Origin of the sequence: Apibacter mensalis (assembly GCF_001418685.1) — a bacterium.
Taxonomy (GTDB): Bacteria; Bacteroidota; Bacteroidia; order Flavobacteriales; family Weeksellaceae; genus Apibacter; species Apibacter mensalis.
Genome location: NZ_LIVM01000003.1, coordinates 131,927 through 157,998, shown reverse-complemented (window position 1 = coordinate 157,998; position 26,072 = coordinate 131,927). Strand labels below are relative to the sequence as shown.

The following is a 26,072-nucleotide window of genomic DNA, read 5'->3' as shown; positions in this document are numbered from 1 at the left end:
AAATAGAATAACAACAAAGTATATATGTCGGGTATTCGATTAAGTAAAGTATTAAAAGACCTTAACATCTCTCTTGACAGAGCAGTTGAATATTTACATTCTCAAAATGTCGGGATTGAGAAAAACCCTAACGTAAAGTTAGATCAAAAAGCGTATCAGCTCTTAGTTACTGAATTTTCAGAAGATAAAATGAAAAAAGATGCGTCTTTAGATGTGGTCATAAATAAAATTCCGGAAAGAAGAAAGGAAGAGAAGGTGGAGCAACCGGAAATATTTAAGGTTAAAGCCGATGAAATAGCTGCACCTAAAACTATAGGTAAAATAGACCTTGATGCTCATAAAAAAGCAAAAAAAGATTTTCGAAAAGAGAAAGAGAAAGAAGAAGTAAAAGTAATTCCCTCTCAAATTCTTGAGCAAAAAGAAATAAAACCAGTTGAAGAAAAGAAATCGGGCATTAAAATAGTCGGAAAAATATCACCGGAAGATCTTCAAAGGGCTAAAGAACCCACACATCCTGTTAAAAAGCCGAAGGAGAAGAGTATTGTAGATGAGCCGAAACAGGAAATTAATGAAGAAATAAAATCAGAAAAACCTCAAATCGTTTCTTCACCTTCAAAGGTTGAAGAAAATGAAAAAAGATCACAGGATGACGAACCTGAAAAGTTGGAGACCCAATATCAGAAATTAGATGGGCCGAAAATTACAGGTCAAAAAATTGATTTAACTCAATTTCAAAAACCCAAAAAAGTCAACAAAGAAAATTCAAATTCTGAAAAAAAGAAAAGAAAAAGAATTGTAAAAGATTCTAAAGTTGATGTAAATGCAGTTGCCAAATCAATTAATAGCAATGGAGATAAGAAAGGCGGATCTGGTCAAGGACAAAATAAAAACTTTAAAAAAGGTGGAGGAAACAGACGTACAAATTCAGGCGGAATTAACAGAAATGTTCGTCCTGCAGAATTAACTGATGAACAAGTAAAAAATCAAATTAAAGAGACTTTAGAAAAATTAACATCTAAAGGTGGAAAATCTAAAAGTTCAAAATTCAGAAGGGATAAGAGAATTTTAAGAAGAGAGCAAGAAGCGGAATTACACGAACAAGAAAGAAAAGATAATACCATAAAAGTAACTGAGTATATTACAGTAAACGAGTTGGCAAGTCTAATGAATGTTGCAGCAACAGAAATTATTTCCGCATGTTTTTCTTTAGGTGTTATGGTAACCATGAATCAACGGTTAGATGCCGATACCATGGTATTAGTAGCAGATGAATTTGGTTATAAAATTGAATTTACTGATTCAGAAGTAGATGATTCCGCTATAGAAGAAGATCAAGATAAAGAAGAAGATTTGGTTACCAGAGCTCCAATTGTTACCGTAATGGGGCATGTCGACCATGGAAAAACATCGTTGTTAGACTACATAAGAAATACCAATGTGATTGCCGGTGAATCAGGGGGTATTACACAACATATAGGAGCTTATAATGTAAAGCTTTCCAATGATCAAAAAATAACATTTTTAGATACTCCCGGACATGAGGCGTTTACAGCAATGAGAGCGCGTGGTGCTCAAGTTACAGATTTAGCAATAATTGTAGTTGCGGCTGATGATAATGTGATGCCACAAACTAAAGAGGCTATTAGTCATGCTCAAGCAGCAGGTGTTCCTATGATATTTGCAATTAATAAAATTGATAAGCCTAATTCCAATCCGGATAAAATTAAAGAGGAGCTGTCACAAATGAACCTTTTAGTCGAAGATTGGGGAGGTAATATTCAATCTCAAGAAATTTCCGCTAAATTTGGGACTAATGTTGATGTATTACTTGAAAAAGTTTTATTGGAAGCTGAAATTTTAGATCTGAAAGCCAATCCCAACAGATTATCTAATGGAGTTGTCATCGAAGCAGCTCTAGATAAAGGTAGAGGTTATGTTTCGACAATATTAGTACAAAATGGAACTTTGCGAGTAGGAGACTATATTTTAGCAGGAAAAAATCATGGAAAAGTAAGAGCTATGATGGATGAAAGAGGAAAACCTATGAAAGAAGCTGGGCCTTCAGTTCCGGTAACTGTTTTAGGTTTAGATGGAGCACCTACTGCTGGTGATAAATTCAGAGTATTTGAGGATGAAAAAGAGGCAAAACAAATTGCTAATAAACGCGAGCAATTAATAAGAGAGCAGTCCATAAGGACTCAAAAACATATAACTTTAGATGAAATAGGAAGAAGAATAGCATTAGGTGATTTTAAAGAATTAAATATTATCTTAAAAGGAGATGTAGATGGTTCGGTGGAAGCATTAACAGATTCTTTACAAAAATTATCTAATGATCAGATTCAAATTAATATTATTCATAAGGGGGTTGGTCAAATCACAGAGTCCGATATCTTATTAGCAGTAGCTTCAGATGCTATATTAGTTGGATTTAACATTCGTCCCAATCTTAGTGCCAGAGATTTAGCAGAGAGAGAAGAAATTGAAATCAGAACCTATTCTATTATATATGACGTAATTAATGATGTTAAAGAAGCCATGGAAGGTATGCTTTCTCCTGAAATAAGGGAACAAATTATTGGAAATGTTGAAATTCGAGAAACCTTTAAAATCTCGAAGGTGGGAACTATTGCAGGGTGTATGGTTTTAGATGGAATAATTAACAGGAATTCTAAAATACGTATTATAAGAGAAGGAATAGTTGTTTATACAGGAGAGCTTGAAAGTTTAAAAAGATTTAAGGATGATGTAAAGGAAGTAAGCAAAGGATACGAATGTGGATTGAATATTAAAAATTATAATGATATACAGATAGGCGATTTATTAGAAGTATATGAAGAAGTAGAGGTAAAGAAAAAATTGAAGATTTAATTGTAAAATTATAAATAACTACTAAAAAAGCTGTATGAAATTTTTATACAGCTTTTTTATTTTTATGCTATCTATATTATTATTATAATGTTCTTTCAAAAAAAATAGTTCGTTTTACTGTTATTTTAATATATATTTATAAAATTGGCTAATTCTATAACAAAAAATCAATATTTTAAGATAATTTAATATTATTTTTGGATATATTAAAAAAATGTTAGAATTTTGTTGTTTAACTAAGTATATAATATTGTATGAGGAAAGAACTTAAAATTTTAAGCGTGCTAGGTTTGTGCTTATCCGGACAATTTGCTTTTGGGCAAATTAAAGGTAACGTACAAGAGGCTGATGGTGAACCTGCCATAGGAGCAAAGGTCGAAATTAAGGGAACGAATACTTTTACAAGAACCGATGAGGAGGGTAATTTTGAATTATCTGCAGGGAAAGTTGGTGATGTTTTAGTAATTACTAATTTAGAAGAAGATTCTGAAGAAGTAATGGCAAAAGATGATTTAATATTTAAATTTTCGAAAAAAATTGAGAAAAAAGACGAAAAAGAAATTGATGAAGTAGTTGTCTTAGGGTTTGGAAGGATAAGGGATGCCAAAGATGTGGTAGGAACAGCATCTGTCGTAAAAGGATCGGATATATCAAATGCCCCGATTGCATCATTTGATAAAGCATTGGCAGGAAGAGTTTCAGGTTTATCTGTAAATTCATCTACCGGACAGCCGGGGGGACTTGCACAAGTAAGATTAAGGGGTATAACCTCTGTAAACGGGAATAATAATCCGATATATATAATTGATGGGGTAAGAATATCTTCAGGTAATTTAACTAACAATAGAAATAATTCCGAAACAGATCCGTCCACTAACGTTTTAGCAACAATCAATCCCAATGATATAGAGTCGTATACTGTGCTAAAAGATGCAGCAGCAACCTCCTTATATGGAGCAGATGCAGGAGCAGGAGTAATTGTGATAACTACCAAAAAAGGAAAAAATGGAAAAGCCAAATTTACGGTTGATTTAGAAAGAGGCTTTGGAAAAAAAGCGGTAAAAGGACCTAAATCAATTACTCCGGGAACATGGAATAGAGTTTTAACAGAAGCTGTCAAAAATAAAAAGAATATAACTGAACAGGAAGCAATAGATTATATTACGAATGAATTAGCTCCCAAAGAAACAACGTTACCATTATGGGATGGTAAAACACCGGTTACAGATTGGACTAAACTAGTGGAAAGAGATTATACCTCTCAAAATAGTCTTAATATAGGAGTAACCGGAGGTTCCGAAAAATTAAAATACGCTTCCTCACTTAATTATTTTTCACAAGAAGGAACAGTAAGAAGTACAGATTTTGATAGAGTTAGCGGAAGATTAGCAACTGATTATACAGCAACTGACAGATTAACCATACGTACAGACATCAATGCCGCATATACCAAACAAAATAGTGTATTAAACGGGGGATATTTTTCTAACCCGCTATTAACTAAATACTTTATGTTACCAACAGATCAGGCTAAAAATCCAGATGGAAGTTACAATTTAGGAAAAAGGGGAAGAATGTTTAACGGTATGTTTAATGCCGCTTATTTATTGGAAAACAATTATATAACCACTAAAACTGCCAGAGTTTTTGCTAATGTACAAGGGCAATACAAAATCATTAATAATTTAAAATATATTATAAATTTTGCACCTGAGTATATAAACATCGAAAGAGATAAATATGATAACCCTATTCATGGAGACGGGGCAAACACAAATGGAAGAATGATCAATGAAAGAGTAAGATATTTTAACTGGAATGTACAGAATATTTTAAATTATTTTTTCACAGTAGGAGAGAATCACCATTTTGATGCACGAATTATACAAGAAGCTTATAAAAAAGACTACAAATATTTAAGTACTTCTAATACAACATTAGGTAGATTAGGGTTATATTCTACAGATAATTTTGTTAAAAACGAAGAAACAAATGGAAATGGCTATATGGCTACCAGAAATGCATATGCAGCGAACATAAGTTACGATTACAGTAGAAAATATTTTCTTGACGGAACAGTAAGAAGAGAAGCGTTGAATAACTTTAGTTCAGAAAATAAATGGGGCACATTTTGGTCAGTCGGAGCAGCCTATGATATTTCTAATGAAAGATTTTTAATCGGATCATCCGTTAATTTATTAAAAATTAAAGCTTCATACGGAGAATTAGGAAACCAACTATTATATGACGATTTAAATTCTTTTGCACAATATGGATATAATCTAAATTATAATGATGCTGCCGGAGGATATATTTATCAATTAGGTTATAAAGATTTTACCTGGGAAAAGATTAGACAATTTGATGCAGGTTTTGAAACAGAATTCTTTAACCATAGATTGAATTTTTCAGCTTCTTATTTTCATAAGAAAACAAAAGATTTAATATTCCCTAAGGGTATATCGCTAACAACAGGTTTTTCTACTGTATTGGTTAACGCTGGAGATATGGTAAATAAAGGGATAGAATTAGATTTAGGGGGTACTGTAATTAAATCAGATACTCCGGAAGGTTTTAACTGGTATGTTTCAGGAAATTTCACTTATGTAAAAAATGAGGTAACAAGCCTACCACTGGGTGAATCCATTACAGGAGTAAATATTGTTAGAAAAGGAGAAGCAGTAAAAAGTTGGTATATGAGAAAATGGGCAGGAGTCAACCCGACTACAGGAGAAGGACAATGGTATGTGAATGGTAAAGGAGGAGAAGTTACAACAGAATATAATAAGGCAGAGAGAGCTGTTCAAGGAACTACACTTCCTAAATACATGGCGGGAGTTTCAACAGATCTATCCTATAAAAGGATATCTTTATCTGCAACATTCAGCGGTAACTTTGGTCATAAAATATATGATGGATGGAGAAATTATACCACTAGTGACGGACAATATATACACATATATGGCGGCTATGAAGAACAAGGCGATTTCTGGACACCGGATAATCCTAATGCATCTAATCCAAAACCTATACTTACCAACGATTCCAAATCAAACTATTCTTCAACTAGATTTTTATATGATGGTGATTTCATAAGATTAAGAGATTTAACAATTGGATATACTTTTTCAAAATCAGTACTAGATGATATAGGACTTACTAATCTTAAAATATATTTAAGAGGTACTAATATTTGGACCTATTGCTTTGATAGTAAAGTAAGACACCTGAAATTAGAGCCAGAACAAAATGTTAATGGAGGCGGAAGTAATTTTGAACAACCCATATTAAAAACATTTACTGTTGGAGTTAATGTCGGATTTTAAATAATAAGAAGATAACCATGAAAAAAATTATAATATTAGCAACTGTTTTATCATCATTAATTTCAACAGTATCATGCTCAGATGATTTTACAGATCCAAAATTGCAGCAAAACGATATAATAGAAGATACCCCCATTACAACATTAGGGCAGCTGGAAACGTTTATGAACGGAACCTATGCTTTGATGAGATCTCAATATTATTACGGTTGTAATTATATAGTATTTGGGGAGGTTAGAGGAAGTGACGAAATGTATTCAACAGGTTCTTCAGGAAGATATATGACGGTTTCTCAATTTACCATGAATGCAACTGATAGTTATGCCAGTGACACTTGGAAAAGAATTTATCGGGTAATATCTAATGCAAATATTGTTATAAATGCAACCCTCACAGACGGAACTTCAGAAGAAAAAATTAACGAAATAAAATCACAAGCCTACGCTATACGAGCTTGGGCATATTTCGATCTAATTAAATTATTCGGACAAAAATATACCCAGGATAAAAATTTAGGAGTACCATTGATTTTAGATAATACCAATAATCCAGCATCATTTGCAGTATCAAGAGCAACATTAGAAGAATGTTATGCTCAAATTGAATCTGACTTTCAACAAGCATATGAAAAATCAGTGCACAATCTGGATGTTAAGCAAACATTAACTAAGGGAGCTATAGCAGGATTGATGTCAAGATACTATTTATACAAAGAAGACTATAAAAATGTCTATAAATATGCCAGCGAAGTAACTGGCCAATATGCTCCCATCGACAAAGGGTTATATGTAACAAGTTGGAGGATTGAAGGGCTTAACTCAATATTTGAATTAGCCTATGGTGTTGCAGGTGCGATAGGCACATCAGGTGTAGGTTATATTTTTTCACTAGATGGATATGCAAATACCAGAATAAATCCGAGTTTAGTCTCAGCATATGACCCTGATGATATTAGAGCTAGAATAAAAAAAGATAATAAAGATAAGACCGGAATGTTACGTCAAAATTCTTCTAAAAATGCAACCTATATGGAAGGTAAATATCCGGTATTGACAGGAGAATCCAATCAAAAGTTAGTAAGATATGAAGAAATTGCTTTAAATCAGGTAGAAGCTATACTAATGGGAGGAGGTGGTTCTAATGATGAAGCTTTAGAATTAATTAACGGAATTAGAGCCCAAAGAGGAATTATGCCATTAACGACTCTAACTATGGATGATTTAAAAGAAGAAAGAAGGAAAGAATTAGTAGGAGAAGGATTCAGAGTTTGGGATTTATTAAGATGGAATAAAACCTTAACTAGAACAGATTTAACAGGAGAGCAAGATATCACTCTGCCATTAGGAGATTACAGATTAGCTTTTCCAATACCACAAGCTGAAATAGATAATAATTCAGGAATAAGCAAAGACCAACAAAATAAAGGTTATTGAATGATTATAAATACGATAAAAACCACCTTAAATAAGGTGGTTTTTTTTATAGGTAACTTTTGTTTATTGATTTAAGCTTTGGTTTAACAATCTTATTTAAATAAATAATATGCATATATAAATCCTTAAAACAAATAGTTTTATAAATCTCTTAAACTATATAATAATAAAATAAACTTAAAATATAGGGTATAAATGATGATATTCGGCATTATTTTAACAGATATTAAGGATAATATTACATATAGAATAAACAGTCGGTTTTTTTGCCTTTTTTTTATTTTTATATTTGCATATTGTTTACGTACATGAGTAGAACTAAAATATTTTTTATCTGTTTTTTTTCAAATATAGTTTCAATATTTTCTTTTGCTCAGGTAACAGAAGATAAAACAAACCAGCTGCCTGCAACTAATATAACGACTTCAGTTTCTGACTCTATAAAATTTTATAATCCTACCATACAATCCTATAAATATTGGACAGAAAATAATACTAAGGAAGTTTTTGATACTGTATTAACTATAAATAAGTACTATAAAAATAAAATGTACAATCATAAAGATAGTTTTGGTGCTATGCCGTTTTCCAATATAGGACATGCCTTTAATCCGTTACTATATTCAACTAAAATTAATTCTGAAATAGATTTAATTCCCACGGGAAAATCTTTCAACCTTATTGAAGCAGATGAAGTAAGATATTTTGATGTTCAAACACCGATGACGGAATTCCAATACAATAATGGGTATAAACAGGGGCATTCATTATCAAGCTTATTTACACATAATATAAACTCAAAACTTAATTACTCCATTCAATACAGAGGATTACGCTCAGAAGGAAAATATTTAGAACAATTATCATCCAACAATACACTTTTATTTACCCTTAACTATCATACTAAAAATCAAAAATATAATTTGTGGACTCATTATATAACTGCCAACGTAGATGATGAAGAAAATGGAGGAATACAATTTCCTAAAAACTTTGAAGATGGAGATAGTAGATTCAAAGATCGGGACCGAATGGAAGTAAATCTGACTGGAGCGCAATCAAAATACGGAAGACGGAGATTTTATCTAGGACAACAATTAGGGATAATTAATTCAGGAAAAAACACATATCCGTTATCTATAAAAAATATTTTTACAGCAGAATCCTCTCACTATACCTACGAAGAATTTAAAAACCTTAACACCTATTTTTCAGATAAAAAAGGGATTTTTAATGCAGATAATTTAAAAAGTCATTATAATACTAAAAAACTTAGAAAAATTACCAGTCGGTCAATGGCAGTTTTTGATTGGAATGATAAATTACATTTGGAAACAGGATTTAAATATGAACATTTAGAATTTAACTTGGATAGAATAGTAGATCCTAGTATAACCTTTCCAAAAAATTTAAAAGATGACCGAATAGGAATAGCAGGAAAACTCTCTTTCAATTGGAAAAAAGAAATAGTATTAAAAACTCAAGGAGAAGCCATGACAGGAAACGAGTTTAAAAATTCATATTACTTAGATAATTATTTAATAATAAGTCCATTAAAAGATTATTATGTAGGGATTAATCTAGGAGTTAACTCACAGCTACCGTCCTTAAACCTGCTATATAATCAAAGCTTTTATAAGTCCATGAATTATTTTGTGCAAGATCCGGAAAACGAAAAAACTGTACAAGTAGGCGGAGAATTACATATTAGGCCATATAACACACGAGTTTTCACACAATTTTATAATATAAAAAATTATACTTATTTAGATAGCGATTATCTGCCTAAACAGTTTTCATCCTCTGTGGATATAGTACAAGTAGGCATAAAAAACAGCTTTCAATATAAAAAGTTCCACTTAGAAACTCATTTAGCTTATCAAAATGTTACCGATAATAAACCACTGTTGCCCTTGCCAAATTTTATAGGTAGAGCAACCATTTATTACCAATCAAAGGCATTTAAAAACAATGCAGAATTTCAATTAGGATTAAATGCTTATTACTTTAATAAATTCCAATCCAGACTGTTTGTGCCTGTAATTAATGAGTTTAGATTACAATCTAAAACAGAAAATTACAATATAGGAGAATATCCCGTTTTAGATTTATTTCTGCATTTTAAAGTCAAAAGAATGTTGATAATACTAGAAGGACAACATTTCAATTCCAGTTTTAGTGGTTATAAATTCTATAGTTCACCACTCAATCCGTACACGGATTTTCGTTTAAATGTAGGAATACTTTGGTATATATTCACTTAAAAACATTAAATAAAATTTTTATTATTCCTTTTTTATAAGCAAAATTTTCCATAAATTAGTGTTTACTATTACGTGTAAAAAGTTATATTATGAATACTCCTCTTTTTGAAATCGATTTGAAAGTACGCGATTACGAATGTGATGCACAAGGCATCGTAAACAATGCAAATTATCAACATTATTATGAAGTAGCTCGTCATGAGTTTTTAGAGCATAACGGGCTTGATTTTTACGATTTGCATCAAAAAGGAATCGATTTAGTTTTAATAAGCATACATGTACGCTATATGAACTCACTAAGAGGAGGAGAGCAATTTTTCTGCACCATAGATTCATTGGAAAAAGAAGGAATACGATATATATTTAATCAAAAAATTATACGCAAATCCGATAACAAAGTATGTTCTGAGGCAAAAGCAGAAGTAGTAAGTGTTGTAAATGGACGTGTAAGTATGCCGGCAATATTAGATGAATCATTTGCTAAATATTTTCAAAAATAAATAAAATAAACTCATACAATTTGAGTGTTTTACAAAAATTTAAAAGTAACGGTAAGTTACTTCTAACCGGAGAATATACAGTACTGGATGGTGCGTTAAGTTTGGCACTACCTGCTCGATTGGGTCAATCTCTAGAAGTATATGAAATGGAAAAGCATCCTAAAAAAACGGTATGGATTGCTTACAAAAATGATGGAAAATTATGGTTTAAAACTGTTTTGGATATACATGACAACAAAATAGAAGAAACGACGAACCTGAATTTTTCAAAAAAATTACTTCATATTTTTAAACAAGTTCAAAAACTGAGAAGTGTAAAATTACAAAATCATGTGGGATATGAGTTTACTACAAGATTGGACTTTCCCGAAAATTGGGGGTTAGGAACCAGTTCAACCTTAATCAATAACATTGCTCAATGGGCACAAGTTAATCCCTATAAACTTTTAGAAAAAACTTTTGGAGGGAGTGGCTATGATATAGCCTGTGCCAATGCCAATACACCTATTACTTATCAACTCAAAGAAGACGAATTAAAGAATATTAATAAGGTTGAGTTATCATCAGAAATAACAGAAAATCTTATATTTATTTATTTGAATCAAAAGCAAAATTCAAGAGAAGGTATACAACATTATAAACAAAGAAAAAAATCTCAACGTCTTATTGACGATATTTCAAAGATAACCCAAAAAATTACTAATTCTAAAATTACTTTTAATCAATTTAGAACTCTTATTTCAGAACATGAGCAAATGATTTCCGAGTTTATAAAATTAGATCCTGTAAAAAAGGTTTTATTCAACGATTACCCCGGATTTATTAAAAGTCTAGGAGCTTGGGGAGGGGATTTTATTATGGCTGAAAAATTTGAATTTACGGAAGAATATTTTAAAAATAAAGGGTATGATGTAATCAAAAATTATAAGGATCTTATACGGTAGCATTTGTATAAATTTTGGGGAAAACACATAGATAGTAATTGAGGTGCTAACGATAATAATAATTTAATATTATAATTATTTGATATATACTTGTTTATGATATTGGTTAGTGTTTGCCTCTGTTTTAGATTTTTAAAAAATTGATACTTATATATTTTATGAATATCTTTACATATCAAAAAGTTTAAACTTAAGATTATGTTAAAGATAGGGGATAAAGTTCCTGATTTTGAAGGAATCGACCAAGAAGGGAAAACAATTAAGTATTCAGATTATAAAGGAAGAAAACTTATCATATATTTTTATCCCAAAGCAAATACCCCGGGTTGTTCAGCTGAAGGTTGCAGTCTTAGAGATAATTATGAAGCTCTTCAGAAACAAGGATATAAAATTATAGGAATAAGTAAAGATTCAGTAGATAAACAAAAATCATTTCATGATAAATATTCATTTCCTTTTCCTCTCATAGCTGATGTGGATAAAAAAATTATAGAATCTTTTGGAGCATGGGGTAAGAAAAAAATTATGGGCAAGGAATATGAAGGAATTTTACGATTTACCTATATAGTAAATGAAAATGGAATAATTAATGATATTATTACTAAAGTAAAGACCAAGAATCATGCAGAACAAATACTTAGAAACATCAACCTTTGAAATTATCTTAGTACCGAATTCCGATATGAGTAAACAGCGGTTATATTAAAAGATTTGATAATACATATAAGTAAAATAAATAATGGCAGAAAAAGAAAGCAAAGACGCAAATAATTCAGAAGCAAAGAAAAAGGCGTTGAATCTAATTTTAGACAAATTAGACAAAACCTATGGTAAAGGATCAGTCATGCGAATGGGAGATAAGCCTGTAGAAGAAGTAGACACTATTCCTACCGGATCTTTCGGGTTGGACTTAGCATTAGGTGTCGGAGGCTATCCACGAGGAAGAATTATTGAAATATTCGGTCCGGAATCATCGGGAAAGACTACACTAACTTTACACGCAATAGCTGAAGCTCAGAAAAAAGGTGGAATAGCAGCATTTATTGATGCTGAACATGCTTTTGATCCCACCTATGCTCAACGATTAGGTATAAATTTGGACGATTTGATTATTTCACAACCCGACGATGGGGAACAAGCATTGGAAATTGCGGATAATTTGATTCGATCAGGAGCTATTGATATTGTAGTTATTGATTCAGTAGCTGCATTAACTCCCAGAGCTGAAATAGAAGGAGAAATGGGGGATTCTAAAATGGGACTCCATGCACGACTTATGTCTCAGGCCCTAAGAAAACTAACCGCCACTATAAGTAAAACTAAATGTACGGTAATATTTATAAATCAGCTTAGAGAAAAAATAGGAGTCATGTTCGGAAACCCGGAAACAACTACCGGAGGAAACGCATTAAAATTCTATGCTTCAGTAAGAATTGATATACGTAAATCAGGTTCCCCGATCAAAGATGGAGATAATGCAATAGGAAGTAGAGTAAAAGTAAAAGTAGTAAAGAACAAAGTAGCCCCTCCATTCCGTCAAACAGAATTCGATATTATGTACGGAGAGGGAATATCTAAAGTAGGGGAAGTTTTAGATTTGGGAGTTGAAATGGGAATCGTAGGAAAATCAGGATCATGGTTTAGTTATCAAGATACGAAGCTTGGACAAGGAAGAGATTCAGTCAAACAATTATTAAAAGATAATCCTGAATTATTGGAGGAAATAGAAAACCGCATCAAAGAAAAATTAGCAGAACAATAAAATATGAAATAATTACTCATAAAAAACGATGATTTTTTTAAATTCATCGTTTTATTTTTTTTATAAAATAAAGTATTTTTATATGATAGTAACTTTCGTATGTTAAACAGTATGATTAATTGAATAAAACAGATGAATAATGCAATGTTTAAACTACATAAAAATACGATAAAATAATTATAAGATTAATTCAAATCATCAATTCATCTAATTTCAATAATAAGTTATATAACCTTAAATCCATTCATTAACATGTTCACCGGTACCCATTTTAATGCTTTTAGCTGAAATAGTAAAAGTTTCTATTAGAGGAATTTTACCATAAGAATCAAAATTTTCTTTATATTTCACAACATAACCATCAAAAAAATATAATTCTTTCAAAGTAGTATTGGTGTCCATTTTTATAAATATTATTTTACCATCTTTTCTTTCAAAGCTATTAGTCATCCATTCAAAAATGTCGGTTTCGCCTGTGGATTCAATAGATACTTCAATCCTTCCCCCTCTAGTTTGAGATGATGGGCGACCGGTTGGATCTGTTTCCTGAGCTAAAGAGTAATTAATATTCAATATATTATATGATTTTTCTTCTACTTCTAATTTCGCTTTAAATGACATACTAATTATTTTACGATTATCTTAATAAAATTGTGTTAACAGTAATTTATAACACAAATATAATACATGAAAATTGTCTTATTTTCAAATTAATGTTAAATTAATAGTAAAATATAAAAATATTAGTATGTCCTATTTTCATTTAAAATATAAAGAGTAAACTATTTATAATTCAAAAAATCAATTGATAATAAAGCTCAACATGTCTTTTAAGATATAAAATAATATCTAATTTATGTTTTTAATTTACGAATTGTAAATTATAATGTAATTTATGTAATAAATTATAATTATAATTATTACTTTTATAACTTAAAAAATTCTGAGTTAAAATTATGTGGAAAAGTGAATACTGTAAAAAAGGATTGTATGATCCGGAATTTGAGCATGACGCGTGTGGGGTAGGTATGATAGTCCATACTCAAGGTGTCAGGTCCCATTCCATTGTTGAAAATGGGCTTCAAGTTTTAGAAAATATGACCCACAGAGGAGCTGAAAGTGCAGATAATAAAACGGGAGATGGTGCCGGGATAATGGTGCAAATACCTCATGAATTTGTTCTCCTACAAGGAATACCAGTTCCAGAAAAAGGCAGATACGGAAGCGGGTTATTATTTCTGCCTAAAGAAAAAAATGAAGAAAAAAAGGCATTTGAATTGCTATCAAGATTAATCAAGAAAGAAGGATTAAGTTTCTTAGCCTTACGAGATGTACCTGTTAATAGTGACATACTAGGAGAAATATCAAGGGCAAATGAGCCGGTTATAAAGCAGATATTCGTAAAAGGAGAAGAATATTCTCAAGAAGTTTTAGAATTAAAATTATATTTACTTAGAAAAAAATTTGAAAAAGCTCTATTAGAATCAGATATAATAAATAAGCGCGAATGTTACATGGTAAGTTTGTCAACCAAAACTATAATATATAAAGGAATGTTGACATCCTTACAGCTAAGACATTATTTTCCTGATTTATTACATCCCAATTTTACCAGTGCTATCGCATTAGTTCATTCACGATTCAGTACCAATACTTTTCCAACCTGGGATTTAGCTCAGCCCTTTCGTTTAGTAGGGCATAATGGAGAAATCAACACTATAAAAGGGAACAGGTTGTGGATGGAAGCACGAGAAAGCGTGTTAAAATCTGAAAAAATTGGAAATATAGAAGATATATGGCCTATAGTTCAGCAGGGAATGAGCGACAGTTCTTCATTCGATAATGTATTGGAATTTTTAGTAATGTCTGGAAAGTCTTTGCCTCATGCTTTAGCTATGATGGTACCGGAATCATGGAATGATAAAAACCCTATCTCATCCGAACTGAAAGCATTTTATGAATATCATAGCATACTTATGGAACCATGGGACGGTCCTGCAACCATCTTATTCAGTGATGGTAGATATGCTGGAGGATTATTAGATAGAAATGGATTACGTCCTGCTCGATATCTCATTACACATAATGATATGATGGTAGTAGCTTCTGAAACCGGAGTAGTTACTTTTGATCCGTCAGAAATTAGAGAAAAGGGAAGACTAAAACCCGGGAAAATGTTAATGATTGATACGGATACAGGAACTATTCAATATGATAAAGAATTAAAAGAAGAACTGGCAAATGCATATCCGTATAAGCAATGGTTAGATAAAAACAGAATTTCTTTAGATAATATATCTTCGGGAAGAAGCGTAAAATACGAAGTACCGAATATAGATGTTATGTTATCTGCTTACGGATATTATAGAGAAGATATCGAGAAAATTTTAATACCTATGGCTAAAGACGGAAAAGAACCGGTAGGTTCTATGGGTAATGATACTCCTCTAGCAATATTATCCAAAGGACCGAATCGCTTATTTTCCTATTTCAGACAACATTTTGCACAAGTTACCAATCCCCCCATAGATCCTATCAGAGAGGAATTAGTAATGTCATTGGCAGGATATATAGGTTCTTTACATAAAAATATATTGGAGCCCATGCCGGAACATTGTAAGATGGTAGGACTGGCATATCCAATTATAACCAATAAAGAATTGGATCTGCTAGAGAACTTAGATTATAAAGGATTTAAATCAACAGTTATTCCCATAACTTTCACCTATCAATCCAATGAATATGCTTACGGATTGGAAAAAGGGATTGAAGAACTTTGTAAAGCTGCGGAAGAAGCTGTGGATAAAGGAAGCAATTATATCATTTTGAGTGATAGAAAAGCAGATCTTGAGCATATAGCTATACCATCACTATTAGCAGTTTCTTCAGTTCATCATTATTTGATAAAAAAAAGGAAACGTATGCAAATTGATCTGGTGGTAGAATCAGCAGAACCTAGAGAAGTAATGCATTTTGCCTTATTATTTGGATACGGAGCCAATGCTGTAAATCCCTACCTATCATTTGCCATGTTAAATAAGTTGGTTCAAAATGGTGAAATACAAATGGTATTTTCAACAGCAGAACGGAATTATATGAAATCCATACACAAAGGATTATTGAAAGTTCTTTCAAAGATGGGAATATCTACACTTAAAAGTTATATAGGGGCCCAAGTGTTTGAGGCTATTGGATTAAGTTCAAAAGTATTGTCGAAATATTTTGGTCATACTATTTCTAAAATAGAAGGTATAGACCTAGAAGACATTGCATACGACACTATACAATCATTTCGAGAAGCATTTGAAGAAGTACATGATTCAACCATATATGATAACTTAGGAATGTATGCGTGGAGAAAAGGAAGGGAAGCTCATGCTTGGAATCCTGAAACTATTGCAAAACTACAAATAGCCACAAGAACCGGTGATTACAATAAATTTAAAGAATTTACGCAAGAGGTTGATAATAAAGAGGATAAAATATTTATAAGAGATTTTATCGATTATACCTCTAATAAACCCATAGATATAGACTTGGTTGAACCTGCTTCAGAAATAATGAAACGATTTGTTACAGGAGCTATGTCTTTCGGTTCAATCAGTAAAGAAGCGCATGAAGCTATAGCAGTGGCTATGAATACTATCGGGGGGAAAAGCAATACAGGAGAAGGAGGAGAACTTCAAGAGCGTTTTTCCACGAATGCAAGATCGGCTATCAAACAAGTAGCTTCAGGAAGATTTGGAGTTACTACAGAATATTTAGTAAATGCAGATGAAATACAAATTAAGGTAGCGCAGGGTGCAAAACCGGGAGAAGGGGGGCAATTACCCGGATTTAAAGTAGATAATATTATAGCTAAAACAAGACATTCTATACCCGGGATATCCTTGATTTCTCCTCCGCCTCATCACGATATATATTCTATTGAAGATCTGGCACAATTAATCTATGATTTGAAAAATGTAAATCCAAAAGCTGTTATTAGCGTTAAATTGGTATCTGAAAGCGGAGTAGGAACCATAGCAGCCGGAGTAGCAAAAGCAAAAGCGGATTTAATATTAATTAGTGGTTGTGACGGAGGAACCGGAGCCAGCCCGTTAAGTTCTATAAAACATGCAGGATTGCCCCTTGAAATTGGATTAGCTGAAACTCAACAAACTTTAGTTTTAAATAATCTAAGGGGCAATATTCGCCTTCAAACAGACGGACAATTAAAAACAGGCAGGGATATTGTTATAGCAGCAATGCTAGGAGCCGAAGAATTTGGTTTTGCAACCAGTGCTTTGATTATTCTAGGTTGCGTTATGATGAGAAAATGTCATTTAAACACCTGTCCGGTAGGAGTGGCAACCCAAAATGAGCAATTGAGAAAAAAATTTAGCGGAAAAAGCGATTATCTTATAAATTTCTTTACATTTCTAGCAGAAGAAGTACGAGAACATCTTGCGTTGCTGGGATTCACAAAATTGGAAGATGTTGTAGGTAGAACTGATTTATTAAGGGTTAAATCCTCTCTACAAAATCCAAGATTTGAAAAATTAGACTTAAGCAGAATCCTGTATTATTCCGAAAAAAATAATAACTCTTTGAAACATAGTAAAATTCAGGATCATAAAATAAATAATGTTTTAGATAAAGAGTTAATAAGCATTTGCCGAAATGCCATTGATAAGTCTATGCCCGTATCATTGAAGCGTAGTATTCAAAATACAGATAGAGCAGTGGGAGCCATGCTATCCGGAGAAGTGGCAAAGAAATATGGAAACGACGGATTACCAGATAACACTATTCATTGCACCTTTAAAGGATCGGCAGGTCAAAGTTTCGGTGCTTTTCTATCCAAAGGAATAACCTTTACATTACAAGGAGATGCCAATGATTATCTGGGAAAAGGTTTGTCGGGAGGTAAGATTATTTTATTGCCTCCAAGCTCATCCAACTTTATTCCGGAAAATAATATTATTGCCGGAAATACACTTTTATATGGAGCAACCACAGGAGAAGTATATATTAATGGTCAGGTAGGAGAACGTTTTTGTGTAAGAAATAGTGGTGCCATTGCTGTAGTTGAAGGAGCAGGAGACCATTGTTGTGAATATATGACGGGAGGAAGAACCGTGGTTTTAGGTAAGACCGGAAGAAATTTTGCTGCCGGTATGAGTGGCGGAATTGCTTATGTATATAATCCAGATAGTGATTTCGACTACTATTGCAATATGGAAATGGTTGAACTTTCCTTAATTGAAGATATCAGCGATATACGTGAATTACATGATCTTATCAGCAATCATCACAAAAATACATCAAGCCCTTTAGCTAAAAAACTCCTGGATAATTGGACAAACGAAGTAAACTCATTTATAAAAGTTATGCCCATTGAATATAAAAGAGTTTTGCAAGAAGAGAAGATTCGAGTAATTAATGAGAAAATTTCAAAATTAGAATATGATTATTAAGATATTATAAAATATAAGATGGGAAATCCAAAAGCATTTTTAACAATAAACAGAAAAGAAGCAGAATATCGCCCAATACATGAAAGAATTTCGGATTATGGAGAAGTAGAGCAAACATTAAATACAGAAGATAGACTCTTACAAGCATCTAGATGTATGGACTGTGGGGTTCCGTTTTGTCAATATGGGTGTCCATTAGGAAATAAAATGCCCGAATGGCAAGACCTCATCTATAAAGGAAATTGGAAAAGAGCGGCTCGAAGTTTACAATCTACTAATGACTTTCCTGAATTTACAGGCAGAGTATGCCCGGCTCCATGTGAAAAAACTTGTGTATTAGCGATAGAAGATTCACCGGTAACAATTAGAGAAAATGAAGCAGCCGTAATGGAACACGCCTATTCGGAAGGATATATGAAACCACAAATTCCGATTGCACGTACAGGAAAAAAAGTAGCGGTAATTGGATCAGGTCCTGCAGGAATGACTGTTGCCAATCAATTGAATAAAAAAGGACACTCAGTAACTGTTTATGAAAAAGATACCAGTATAGGCGGATTGCTTCGTTACGGTATTCCAGATTTCAAATTAAATAAGAATGTAGTCCAAAGACGAGTTGATTTGATGAAAAATGAGGGAATTGAATTTGTAGTAAACACAGAGATTGGCAAAGATATCAAAGGAAGAGAGATTTTAAAGAATTACGATGCCGTTTGTGTAGCCATCGGTTCCCAAGCACCCAGAGACCTACCTATTGAAGGAAGAGAGCTTAAAGGAGTTCATTACGCGATGGAATATTTAAAAATGCAAAATAAGATCGTTGCGAAAGAATCAATTTCCGAAGAAGAATTTATTAACGCAAAAGGAAAAAATGTCTTGGTAATCGGAGGAGGAGATACTGGTTCCGATTGTATAGGAACAGCTAATCGTCAAGGTGCTGCAAACATCATACAAATTGAAATATTATCCAAACCTAAAGAGTTAAAAGAAGTTGAAAACAGATGGCCAGTTCCTTTTCCTGTTTATTTAAAAACTTCCTCGTCTCATTTAGAAGGATGTGAACGAAGATGGTCTTTACAGACAAAAAGATTTATCGGTGAAGGTGGAAAGTTGACGGGAGTGGAAGTAGTAGAAGTTGAATGGAAAAAAGATTCATCAGGAAAATTTATTATAAAAGAAGTGGGAGAACCGGAAATCTTAAAAGTTGATTTAGCCTTTTTGGCACTTGGTTTTGTAAACCCAATTCAAGAAGGGTTTTTGGAAGAAATGGAAATCATTATGAATGAAAGAAATAATATACATACTGACGAAACTAGAAAAACCAATGTTGATAAAATTTTTGCAGCAGGAGATTGTGTAAGTGGACAATCACTGGTTGTAACAAGCATTGCATCCGGAAGAAAAACGGCCCAGCATATAGATGAGTTTTTAAAAACCAGTATAGTTAGTGAATAATAGAGGTAACTGATAGTTTGAAAAAGCTATCAGTACTTATTTTTTCATTTTACATAAAATTTAAAAATATGAATAACAAAAATTTTTAGTATTATATTATAGATTTACTAACCGATAGTACATGGGAAAGACCTTATTTATCTATACCAAAGTATTAATAAATAATGATTTAAGTTGTGGTGAGATATTTTTCAACCGTTTTTTATTAGCTTATATATGTGTATATTTTTTTCTCCTATAATAATATTTTGTAAAGAATTATAAATATGAATTACTATTCTTGTTATTAGGATTGTTTGAAGGGGGAGGAACTTTATAATAACAGAAAATACAGTTTTTAAAATAATTTTAATCTCCAATATATCGTTAATATTCTCAAGCCATACCCATAGTAACTGCCTTTTTGACAATTATAATATATAAAAAAAAGAAAAATTAATTAAGAGCCTAATTTATGGAGTATTATTTGCTTTTTAAAGGTATTCTTAGTCGTTTTCAATGACGTATTCATACTAAAATAAATTTTTTAGAAGATGTGATGACCTTTATGTCTGTGCTTTCTTGACCTTTCTATATCTTTCTTTTTAAAGAGTTTAAAAAAAGTTATGTTATACTTTATACAACACATAAATTTTCTTATGGAAATTAACTTTACTACCTTAACTTTTTATACATCCTATCAAACTTTAAAAAAATTCATTGTAGACCCCTATGCTCGTTTTTAAATCTTTTATTTTAGAAATTATTCCTTCTATGATCTTTTTTACATAGAATTTATTAATGAAAAAAAAAGAAATAATAAAAATAAGCTAGTTATATCCATATTATACCGTTGATTGCTATTATTGCCTCATCAATTATTTTGAATGAAAATGTAGCTGTCATATGAATCAATGGTAGGTATTATTGGAAGTTTATGTAGCAAAGAAGGTTGTATTAGTAGAAAAAAGCCTAATTAAAATTAAACAGGTAAGAAAAATGTTTTCAGCCAAGTTGCAAAAAATATTTAGAATTATATGGTTTATAATTGCGTTATTTTTACTATTTACCTGGGATTTAATAAGGGGAAGGATCATAAAGAAACACCTGCTCATATTCTGATTTTTACCATAACGGCTTTGCTTGGTTATGTTTGTGTTAATGTATTGGTATATAGATCACCGATATTATCCAATATATTAGGAATGTCGGCCAAATATTGGAAAAATATATACCCATCTGTTATATGGTAATATTAGTATCTATATAATTTTATAACTCATACCTTCGGGCTTTTTTTATAGACCAAGAAAAAAAATCAAGATCAAGAAGGTGGAATTAGAGTATCAAAAACAAATAACATAACCCTTACATTTACGATTTTATTCTGCATATCAGACATAATTCTTATGTTTTTATTGGGAGATTATATTTTTAAAAGACTCTTCAAGGTACATACTTTTACTTAATTGTATTGCTTATATGATAAGAGTATCTGTTCAATTTATTATGATAATGAGGCAGCCCTTTTCCTGGATTTTGTGGGGTATAAGCAATTTAGTAGGGTTGTCATTGAATTTGATTTCACACAATTATATTTTTGCTGTCCAATCCGTATTATATGAAAGTAGGTATTTATAAATGGAATGCTGATTCTAATAAATGATGCAATTTGTTAATTTAAAATTATATTTATTGATTATAAGATTATAATCTACTATAAACTTTTCCTTAAAATTTATTATTAATGTTTATTAGCGAGTTGCCCGCATGCGGCATCAATATCATCTCCTCTGCTTTTTCTTATTTTAACAATGATGTTTTCTTTTTCCAAGACAGATACATATTGTTGAGTTACTTCAAAATTTGCTTGAGAATATTTTCCTCCTTCGATAGGATTATATTGGATTAAATTAACTTTTGACGGTATTGATTTACAGAATTTAATTAATGCATTTATATCTTCATTGCTATCGTTAATTCCTTTCCAAATAATATATTCTAACGTTATCCTACTCTTAGTTTTCTGATACCAATAGGAAAGAGATTCCATAATACTTGTAAGAGGAAATTTCATACTGAATGGCATTAATTGATTGCGTTTTTCCTCGAGGGCTGAATGTAAGGATAAGGCTAAGTTAACCTTTAAATTTTCATCAGCTAATTTTTCAATCAATTTAGGAATTCCCGAAGTAGATACAGTGATTCTCCTGGGCGACATACCTAACCCTTTATCTTCTGTGATCTTTCGGATCGCATCAGTTACGGAAGAATAATTTAGTAAAGGTTCTCCCATTCCCATAAATACTATATTGGAAAGAGGCTTTTGATAATATTCTCTACTTTGCTTATCGATTAGAATAACTTGATCCACGATTTCGGCAGCGGTCAAATTTCTCATTCGCGTTAATTGTGCCGTAGCGCAAAAAGTGCAATCTAAGCTACACCCTACCTGTGAAGATACACAAGCTGTAGTTCTTTTAGCGGTAGGTATTAAAACAGATTCCACTATATTTCCATCATATAATTTAACTGCATTTTTAATAGTCCCATCTTTAGACTTTTGCATGATGTGAATTTCAGCCGGTTTAATTGAAAAATGGTTTTCTAATTTTTCACGAAGAGATTTAGAAATGTTAGTCATCTCTGAGAGAGAATGAGCATTTTTATTCCACAGCCAATCATAAACCTGCTTGGCTCGGAAAGGTTTTTCTCCTATTGATGAAAAATAAGCCTCAAGTTCTTGTAAACTTAAGGCTCTAATATCTTTCTTATTCTTATTTTGATTCAAAGTTACTATAATAATACTATAATTAAATGATTAACATCGCATCTCCATAGGAGTAAAATTTATAATTTTCTTTAATAGCTTCTTTGTATGCTTTCATAATTAAGTCATACCCGGCAAAAGCAGAAACCATCATCATTAAAGTTGATTTAGGTGTATGGAAATTGGTAATCATAGAATCGGCAATACCAAAATCATAAGAAGGGAAAATAAACTTGTTTGTCCATCCTTCAAAAGGATTTAGTCGTTTATTAGCGGAAACAGATGTTTCAATAGCCCTCATTGATGTAGTGCCGATAGCACATACGCGGTGTTTAGTCTCAATGGCGTGATTTACAATTTTACAGGTTTTTTCGGATATGGAAATTTGTTCGCTTTCCATCTTATGCTTAGAGAGATCTTCAACCTCTACAGAAGCAAAGGTACCTAAACCGACATGTAAAGTAATTTCCGCAAATTCAATTCCCTTAATTTCCAACCTTTTTAACAAATGTTTAGAAAAATGTAATCCTGCTGTTGGAGCTGCAACCGCACCTTCTTCTTTAGCATAAATAGTTTGATATCTTTCAGCATCATCAGCATCCGGTTTTCTTTTAATATATTTAGGTAGGGGAGTTTCACCTAATTCTTTTAATTTTCTTCTAAATTCTTCATAAGAACCATCAAATAAAAAACGCAAAGTCCTGCCACGAGAAGTGGTATTGTCTACAACTTCAGCTACGAGACTGTCGTCTTCCGTAAAAAATAATTTATTTCCAATTCTTATTTTTCTTGCAGGATCTACCAATACATCCCAAATTCTTGACTCAGCATCGAGCTCTCTTAATAAAAAAACTTCTATTTGAGCTCCTGTTTTTTCTTTATTACCATATAAACGTGCCGGAAATACTTTAGTATTATTTAAAATAAAGACATCTCCTTCATTAAAATAATCAATGACATCTTTAAATAATTTATGTTCTATTTCTCCTGTGTTTTTATGTATCACCATTAACCTTGCCTCATCTCTGTTTTTGGAAGGTCTATCAGCAAGAAGTTCAGGAGGTAATTTAAAATCAAAATCTGAAGTTTTCATTATTAAATCTATGTTTAGATTACAAATATACAATAAGCATACCCCTAAAGTCAAGTATTTATTTTTGTAATCTGTTTATCTAAAGGACTTTTTGGCAAGTTTTTTGAAATTTTAATTTAAATGGCAGTTGTAATTAGCAAAATAGTAAATAGTAATTGATTAGTTATGCAGTAAAATTTCTAAATTAGAATTTGTAACACCTAATTTAAAAGTAAATTAATTTTTTAAAGTAAAATTTCTTTCAAATAAATTTATACTTAGTTAGAGCAATAAGGGTAGAAATATTTTCTTTCCTTATTGTTTTTTAAAGGGTAAGTTTTTGCAATTCTTCTATAGTTCCATTAAATACATTTATATCTACAAAATTTTGTGTAAATCCTTTTACAACACCTTTTTCAGTAAATTGCCAAAAGATCCATCTTTGGTGCAAAGGACTTTCGATAGGATTATAGTTTGCCGTCCATATGATATAATCTTTTAAATCTAGATCAGAAATATGATGGATAAAATTAAAATCATTGGAATAAATAATGGGTTTTATTTTATATTTTTTTTCAACCAGATTTAGCCAATTGATAAGTCCTGATTTCAGTAATTCTAAAGATTGTTTTTTGGGCAAATCTTCCACGTCGAGCACAGGAGGCAAATCCCCTTTTTCTAAAGTAACTGTCTTAATAAAATTTTCAGCCTGTATGGTAGAATTTTTATTTACATCATAATAATGATATGCGCCTTTGAGTATTTTTTTTTTCGTAAGATTTTTCCAATTTTTTTTAAAAAAGGCATCTTGGGTAAAAGCTCCTCGTGTTGCTCTAACAAAGACAAATGAGATAGGAATATCCTTATGGATGAATTGAACACTATCCCAAAGTATTTTGCCCTGATGTTGACTAATATCCAGACCGAAAGCATAACTTTTATATTTCTTGAAAACTGCCTGAATTTTATCGGCTTCAGATATTTTAATACTTTTTTGAAAATTTCCGTTTCCCAATTCATGTATAGTGAAATTATCTTTTATAATGTAATAATACATAATTAGTGAAGTTCGAAAAAAAAAGAACACAGATAATAAAATGATTGCTCCAGTTAACCAGTAATATAGTTTATATGGAATTTCATTTTTACAATTTTTCTTATTTATCCTTCTTTTCATGGATATATAAAAAGATACTCATTTAATATTTAAGAATAATTTAGTTCGTCTCAAGAATAAGATTATTCAAATTTAACAAAACTATCAGTATAAGTGAAAACTTATTAGTTGTTTTAAGCTAAATAAAAATTTAACGGTAAGTAAATGAGTCTAAAATAGATTTGATATGAAACTGTAATATATTAAAATATCTTTTAAGTGCTTTATATTCTAAAAAAATACTTTTTTTAAGCTATATATTCAATAATTTTTTACTTTTTAAAGGTATTTTCGAATTTGTATGGGAGTACTAAATTTAAGATAATTGATAATTAATTGCCCCAAGCAAAAATGATGATACATTTTTGGAGTATAATAATTTAATAATTGTAGGATGATAAATGCAATTTTTTCGAGGCAGAAGGTAGTAATTAGCTTACTCTTTTATATAGAGAAAATTTTTGACTAGAGTTCTTGCTCTTTTTTGAGCTTTTTCCAAATTATCATTGATAATAACTGCATCAAAATCCTTAGCAAAAGAAAGCTCCTGATCAGCTTTTTGTATCCTTGCCAGTAATGACTCTAGATTTTCAGTATTTCTATTCTTTAATCTTTCCTCAAGATCTTTTAAAGAAGGAGGAGCTATAAAAATAGCCAAGGCTCTATCTTTAAATTGTTTTTTAAGATTAAGACCACCCTTTACATCAATATCGAAAATAACATGTTTTCCTTGGTTCCACAATCTTTTTATTTCAGAATGAAGAGTTCCATAAAATCGTCCTTTATAAACTTCCTCATGTTCAATAAACTCATTATTCTTTATTTTTTCCTCAAACTCTTTTTCCGTAAGAAAATAATAATCTTTTCCATCCACTTCATTTTCTCTTTTAGGACGTGTTGTACAGGAAATAGAAAATGAAATTTCAGGAAATATTGATAAAAGGTAATGAACAATAGTTGTTTTTCCTGCACCTGAAGGAGCAGAAAAAATAATTAATTTACCTTCAGTATGCTTTCCAGGAAGCAATTCCTTGAGTTGAAGAGTGTCATTTCCCGGTTTTTGATATATTAATCCCATGAA

The 26,072-nt window shown here is 31.4% G+C and carries 16 protein-coding genes; 11 read left to right on the top strand and 5 right to left on the bottom strand.

Annotation, left to right across the window (positions count from 1 at the left end):
- The first annotated feature begins 24 nt into the window (after positions 1–24).
- The 8 genes from infB (at position 25) to recA (ending at position 13,100) form a co-directional block, all read left to right on the top strand.
- Positions 25–2,871 carry a translation initiation factor IF-2 gene (gene infB / locus ASC36_RS03155; protein ID WP_055425041.1) on the top strand — a complete coding sequence of 949 codons (2,847 nt, stop codon included), beginning with the start codon at positions 25–27 and terminating at the stop codon, positions 2,869–2,871.
- 254 nt (positions 2,872–3,125) lie between these two features.
- The gene (locus ASC36_RS03150) at positions 3,126–6,197 is read left to right on the top strand and encodes a SusC/RagA family TonB-linked outer membrane protein (protein WP_055425040.1); all 3,072 of its coding nucleotides are present in this window, start codon (positions 3,126–3,128) and stop codon (positions 6,195–6,197) included.
- Between the two features lie 17 nt (positions 6,198–6,214).
- Positions 6,215–7,630, top strand: coding sequence for a RagB/SusD family nutrient uptake outer membrane protein (locus ASC36_RS03145; protein WP_055425039.1), 1,416 nt, complete (start codon positions 6,215–6,217; stop codon positions 7,628–7,630).
- 308 nt (positions 7,631–7,938) lie between these two features.
- Complete coding sequence (locus tag ASC36_RS03140; protein ID WP_055425038.1) at positions 7,939–9,894, top strand: putative porin; 1,956 nt, start codon at positions 7,939–7,941, stop codon at positions 9,892–9,894.
- 89 nt (positions 9,895–9,983) lie between these two features.
- Positions 9,984–10,394: an acyl-CoA thioesterase gene (locus ASC36_RS03135; protein ID WP_055425037.1), complete on the top strand. Its 411-nt coding sequence runs from the start codon at positions 9,984–9,986 to the stop codon at positions 10,392–10,394.
- Positions 10,395–10,414: 20 nt separating this feature from the next.
- Positions 10,415–11,338 (top strand): GYDIA family GHMP kinase, encoded by a 924-nt coding sequence (locus tag ASC36_RS03130; protein WP_055425036.1) that lies wholly within the window; start codon positions 10,415–10,417, stop codon positions 11,336–11,338.
- Positions 11,339–11,536: 198 nt separating this feature from the next.
- A complete protein-coding gene (gene bcp, locus ASC36_RS03125; RefSeq protein ID WP_055425035.1) occupies positions 11,537–11,995 on the top strand; it encodes a thioredoxin-dependent thiol peroxidase in 459 nt (152 codons plus the stop codon).
- Between the two features lie 82 nt (positions 11,996–12,077).
- Positions 12,078–13,100 (top strand): recombinase RecA, encoded by a 1,023-nt coding sequence (recA, locus tag ASC36_RS03120; RefSeq protein WP_055425034.1) that lies wholly within the window; start codon positions 12,078–12,080, stop codon positions 13,098–13,100.
- Between the two features lie 234 nt (positions 13,101–13,334).
- On the opposite strand, the gene tssD is transcribed toward recA, so the two are convergent.
- A complete protein-coding gene (tssD, locus tag ASC36_RS03115; RefSeq protein WP_055425033.1) occupies positions 13,335–13,721 on the bottom strand; it encodes a type VI secretion system tube protein TssD in 387 nt (128 codons plus the stop codon).
- Between the two features lie 335 nt (positions 13,722–14,056).
- Between tssD and gltB the strand changes: the two genes are divergently transcribed.
- From gltB to ASC36_RS10790, 3 genes are all read left to right on the top strand, one after another.
- Entirely contained in the window at positions 14,057–18,559 is a 4,503-nt protein-coding gene (gltB, locus tag ASC36_RS03110) for a glutamate synthase large subunit (RefSeq protein ID WP_055425032.1), read from the top strand.
- 18 nt (positions 18,560–18,577) lie between these two features.
- On the top strand, positions 18,578–20,014 hold the full coding sequence (locus ASC36_RS03105; protein WP_055425031.1) for a glutamate synthase subunit beta: 1,437 nt from the start codon (positions 18,578–18,580) through the stop codon (positions 20,012–20,014).
- A 1,016-nt stretch (positions 20,015–21,030) separates the two neighbouring features.
- Entirely contained in the window at positions 21,031–21,246 is a 216-nt protein-coding gene (locus ASC36_RS10790) for a hypothetical protein (protein WP_055425030.1), read from the top strand.
- Positions 21,247–21,737: 491 nt separating this feature from the next.
- On the opposite strand, the gene rlmN is transcribed toward ASC36_RS10790, so the two are convergent.
- The 4 genes from rlmN to gmk all read right to left on the bottom strand — a co-directional run bounded on the left by rlmN (position 21,738) and on the right by gmk (position 26,069).
- Positions 21,738–22,784, bottom strand: a complete 1,047-nt coding sequence (gene rlmN / locus ASC36_RS03095; RefSeq protein WP_055425029.1) for a 23S rRNA (adenine(2503)-C(2))-methyltransferase RlmN — start codon at positions 22,782–22,784, stop codon at positions 21,738–21,740.
- Positions 22,785–22,806: 22 nt separating this feature from the next.
- Complete coding sequence (queA, locus tag ASC36_RS03090; protein ID WP_055425028.1) at positions 22,807–23,856, bottom strand: tRNA preQ1(34) S-adenosylmethionine ribosyltransferase-isomerase QueA; 1,050 nt, start codon at positions 23,854–23,856, stop codon at positions 22,807–22,809.
- 304 nt (positions 23,857–24,160) lie between these two features.
- Positions 24,161–24,892, bottom strand: coding sequence for a GH25 family lysozyme (locus tag ASC36_RS03085; protein ID WP_167336867.1), 732 nt, complete (start codon positions 24,890–24,892; stop codon positions 24,161–24,163).
- Positions 24,893–25,427: 535 nt separating this feature from the next.
- Entirely contained in the window at positions 25,428–26,069 is a 642-nt protein-coding gene (gene gmk, locus ASC36_RS03080) for a guanylate kinase (RefSeq protein WP_082435386.1), read from the bottom strand.
- Positions 26,070–26,072 lie beyond the last annotated feature (3 nt).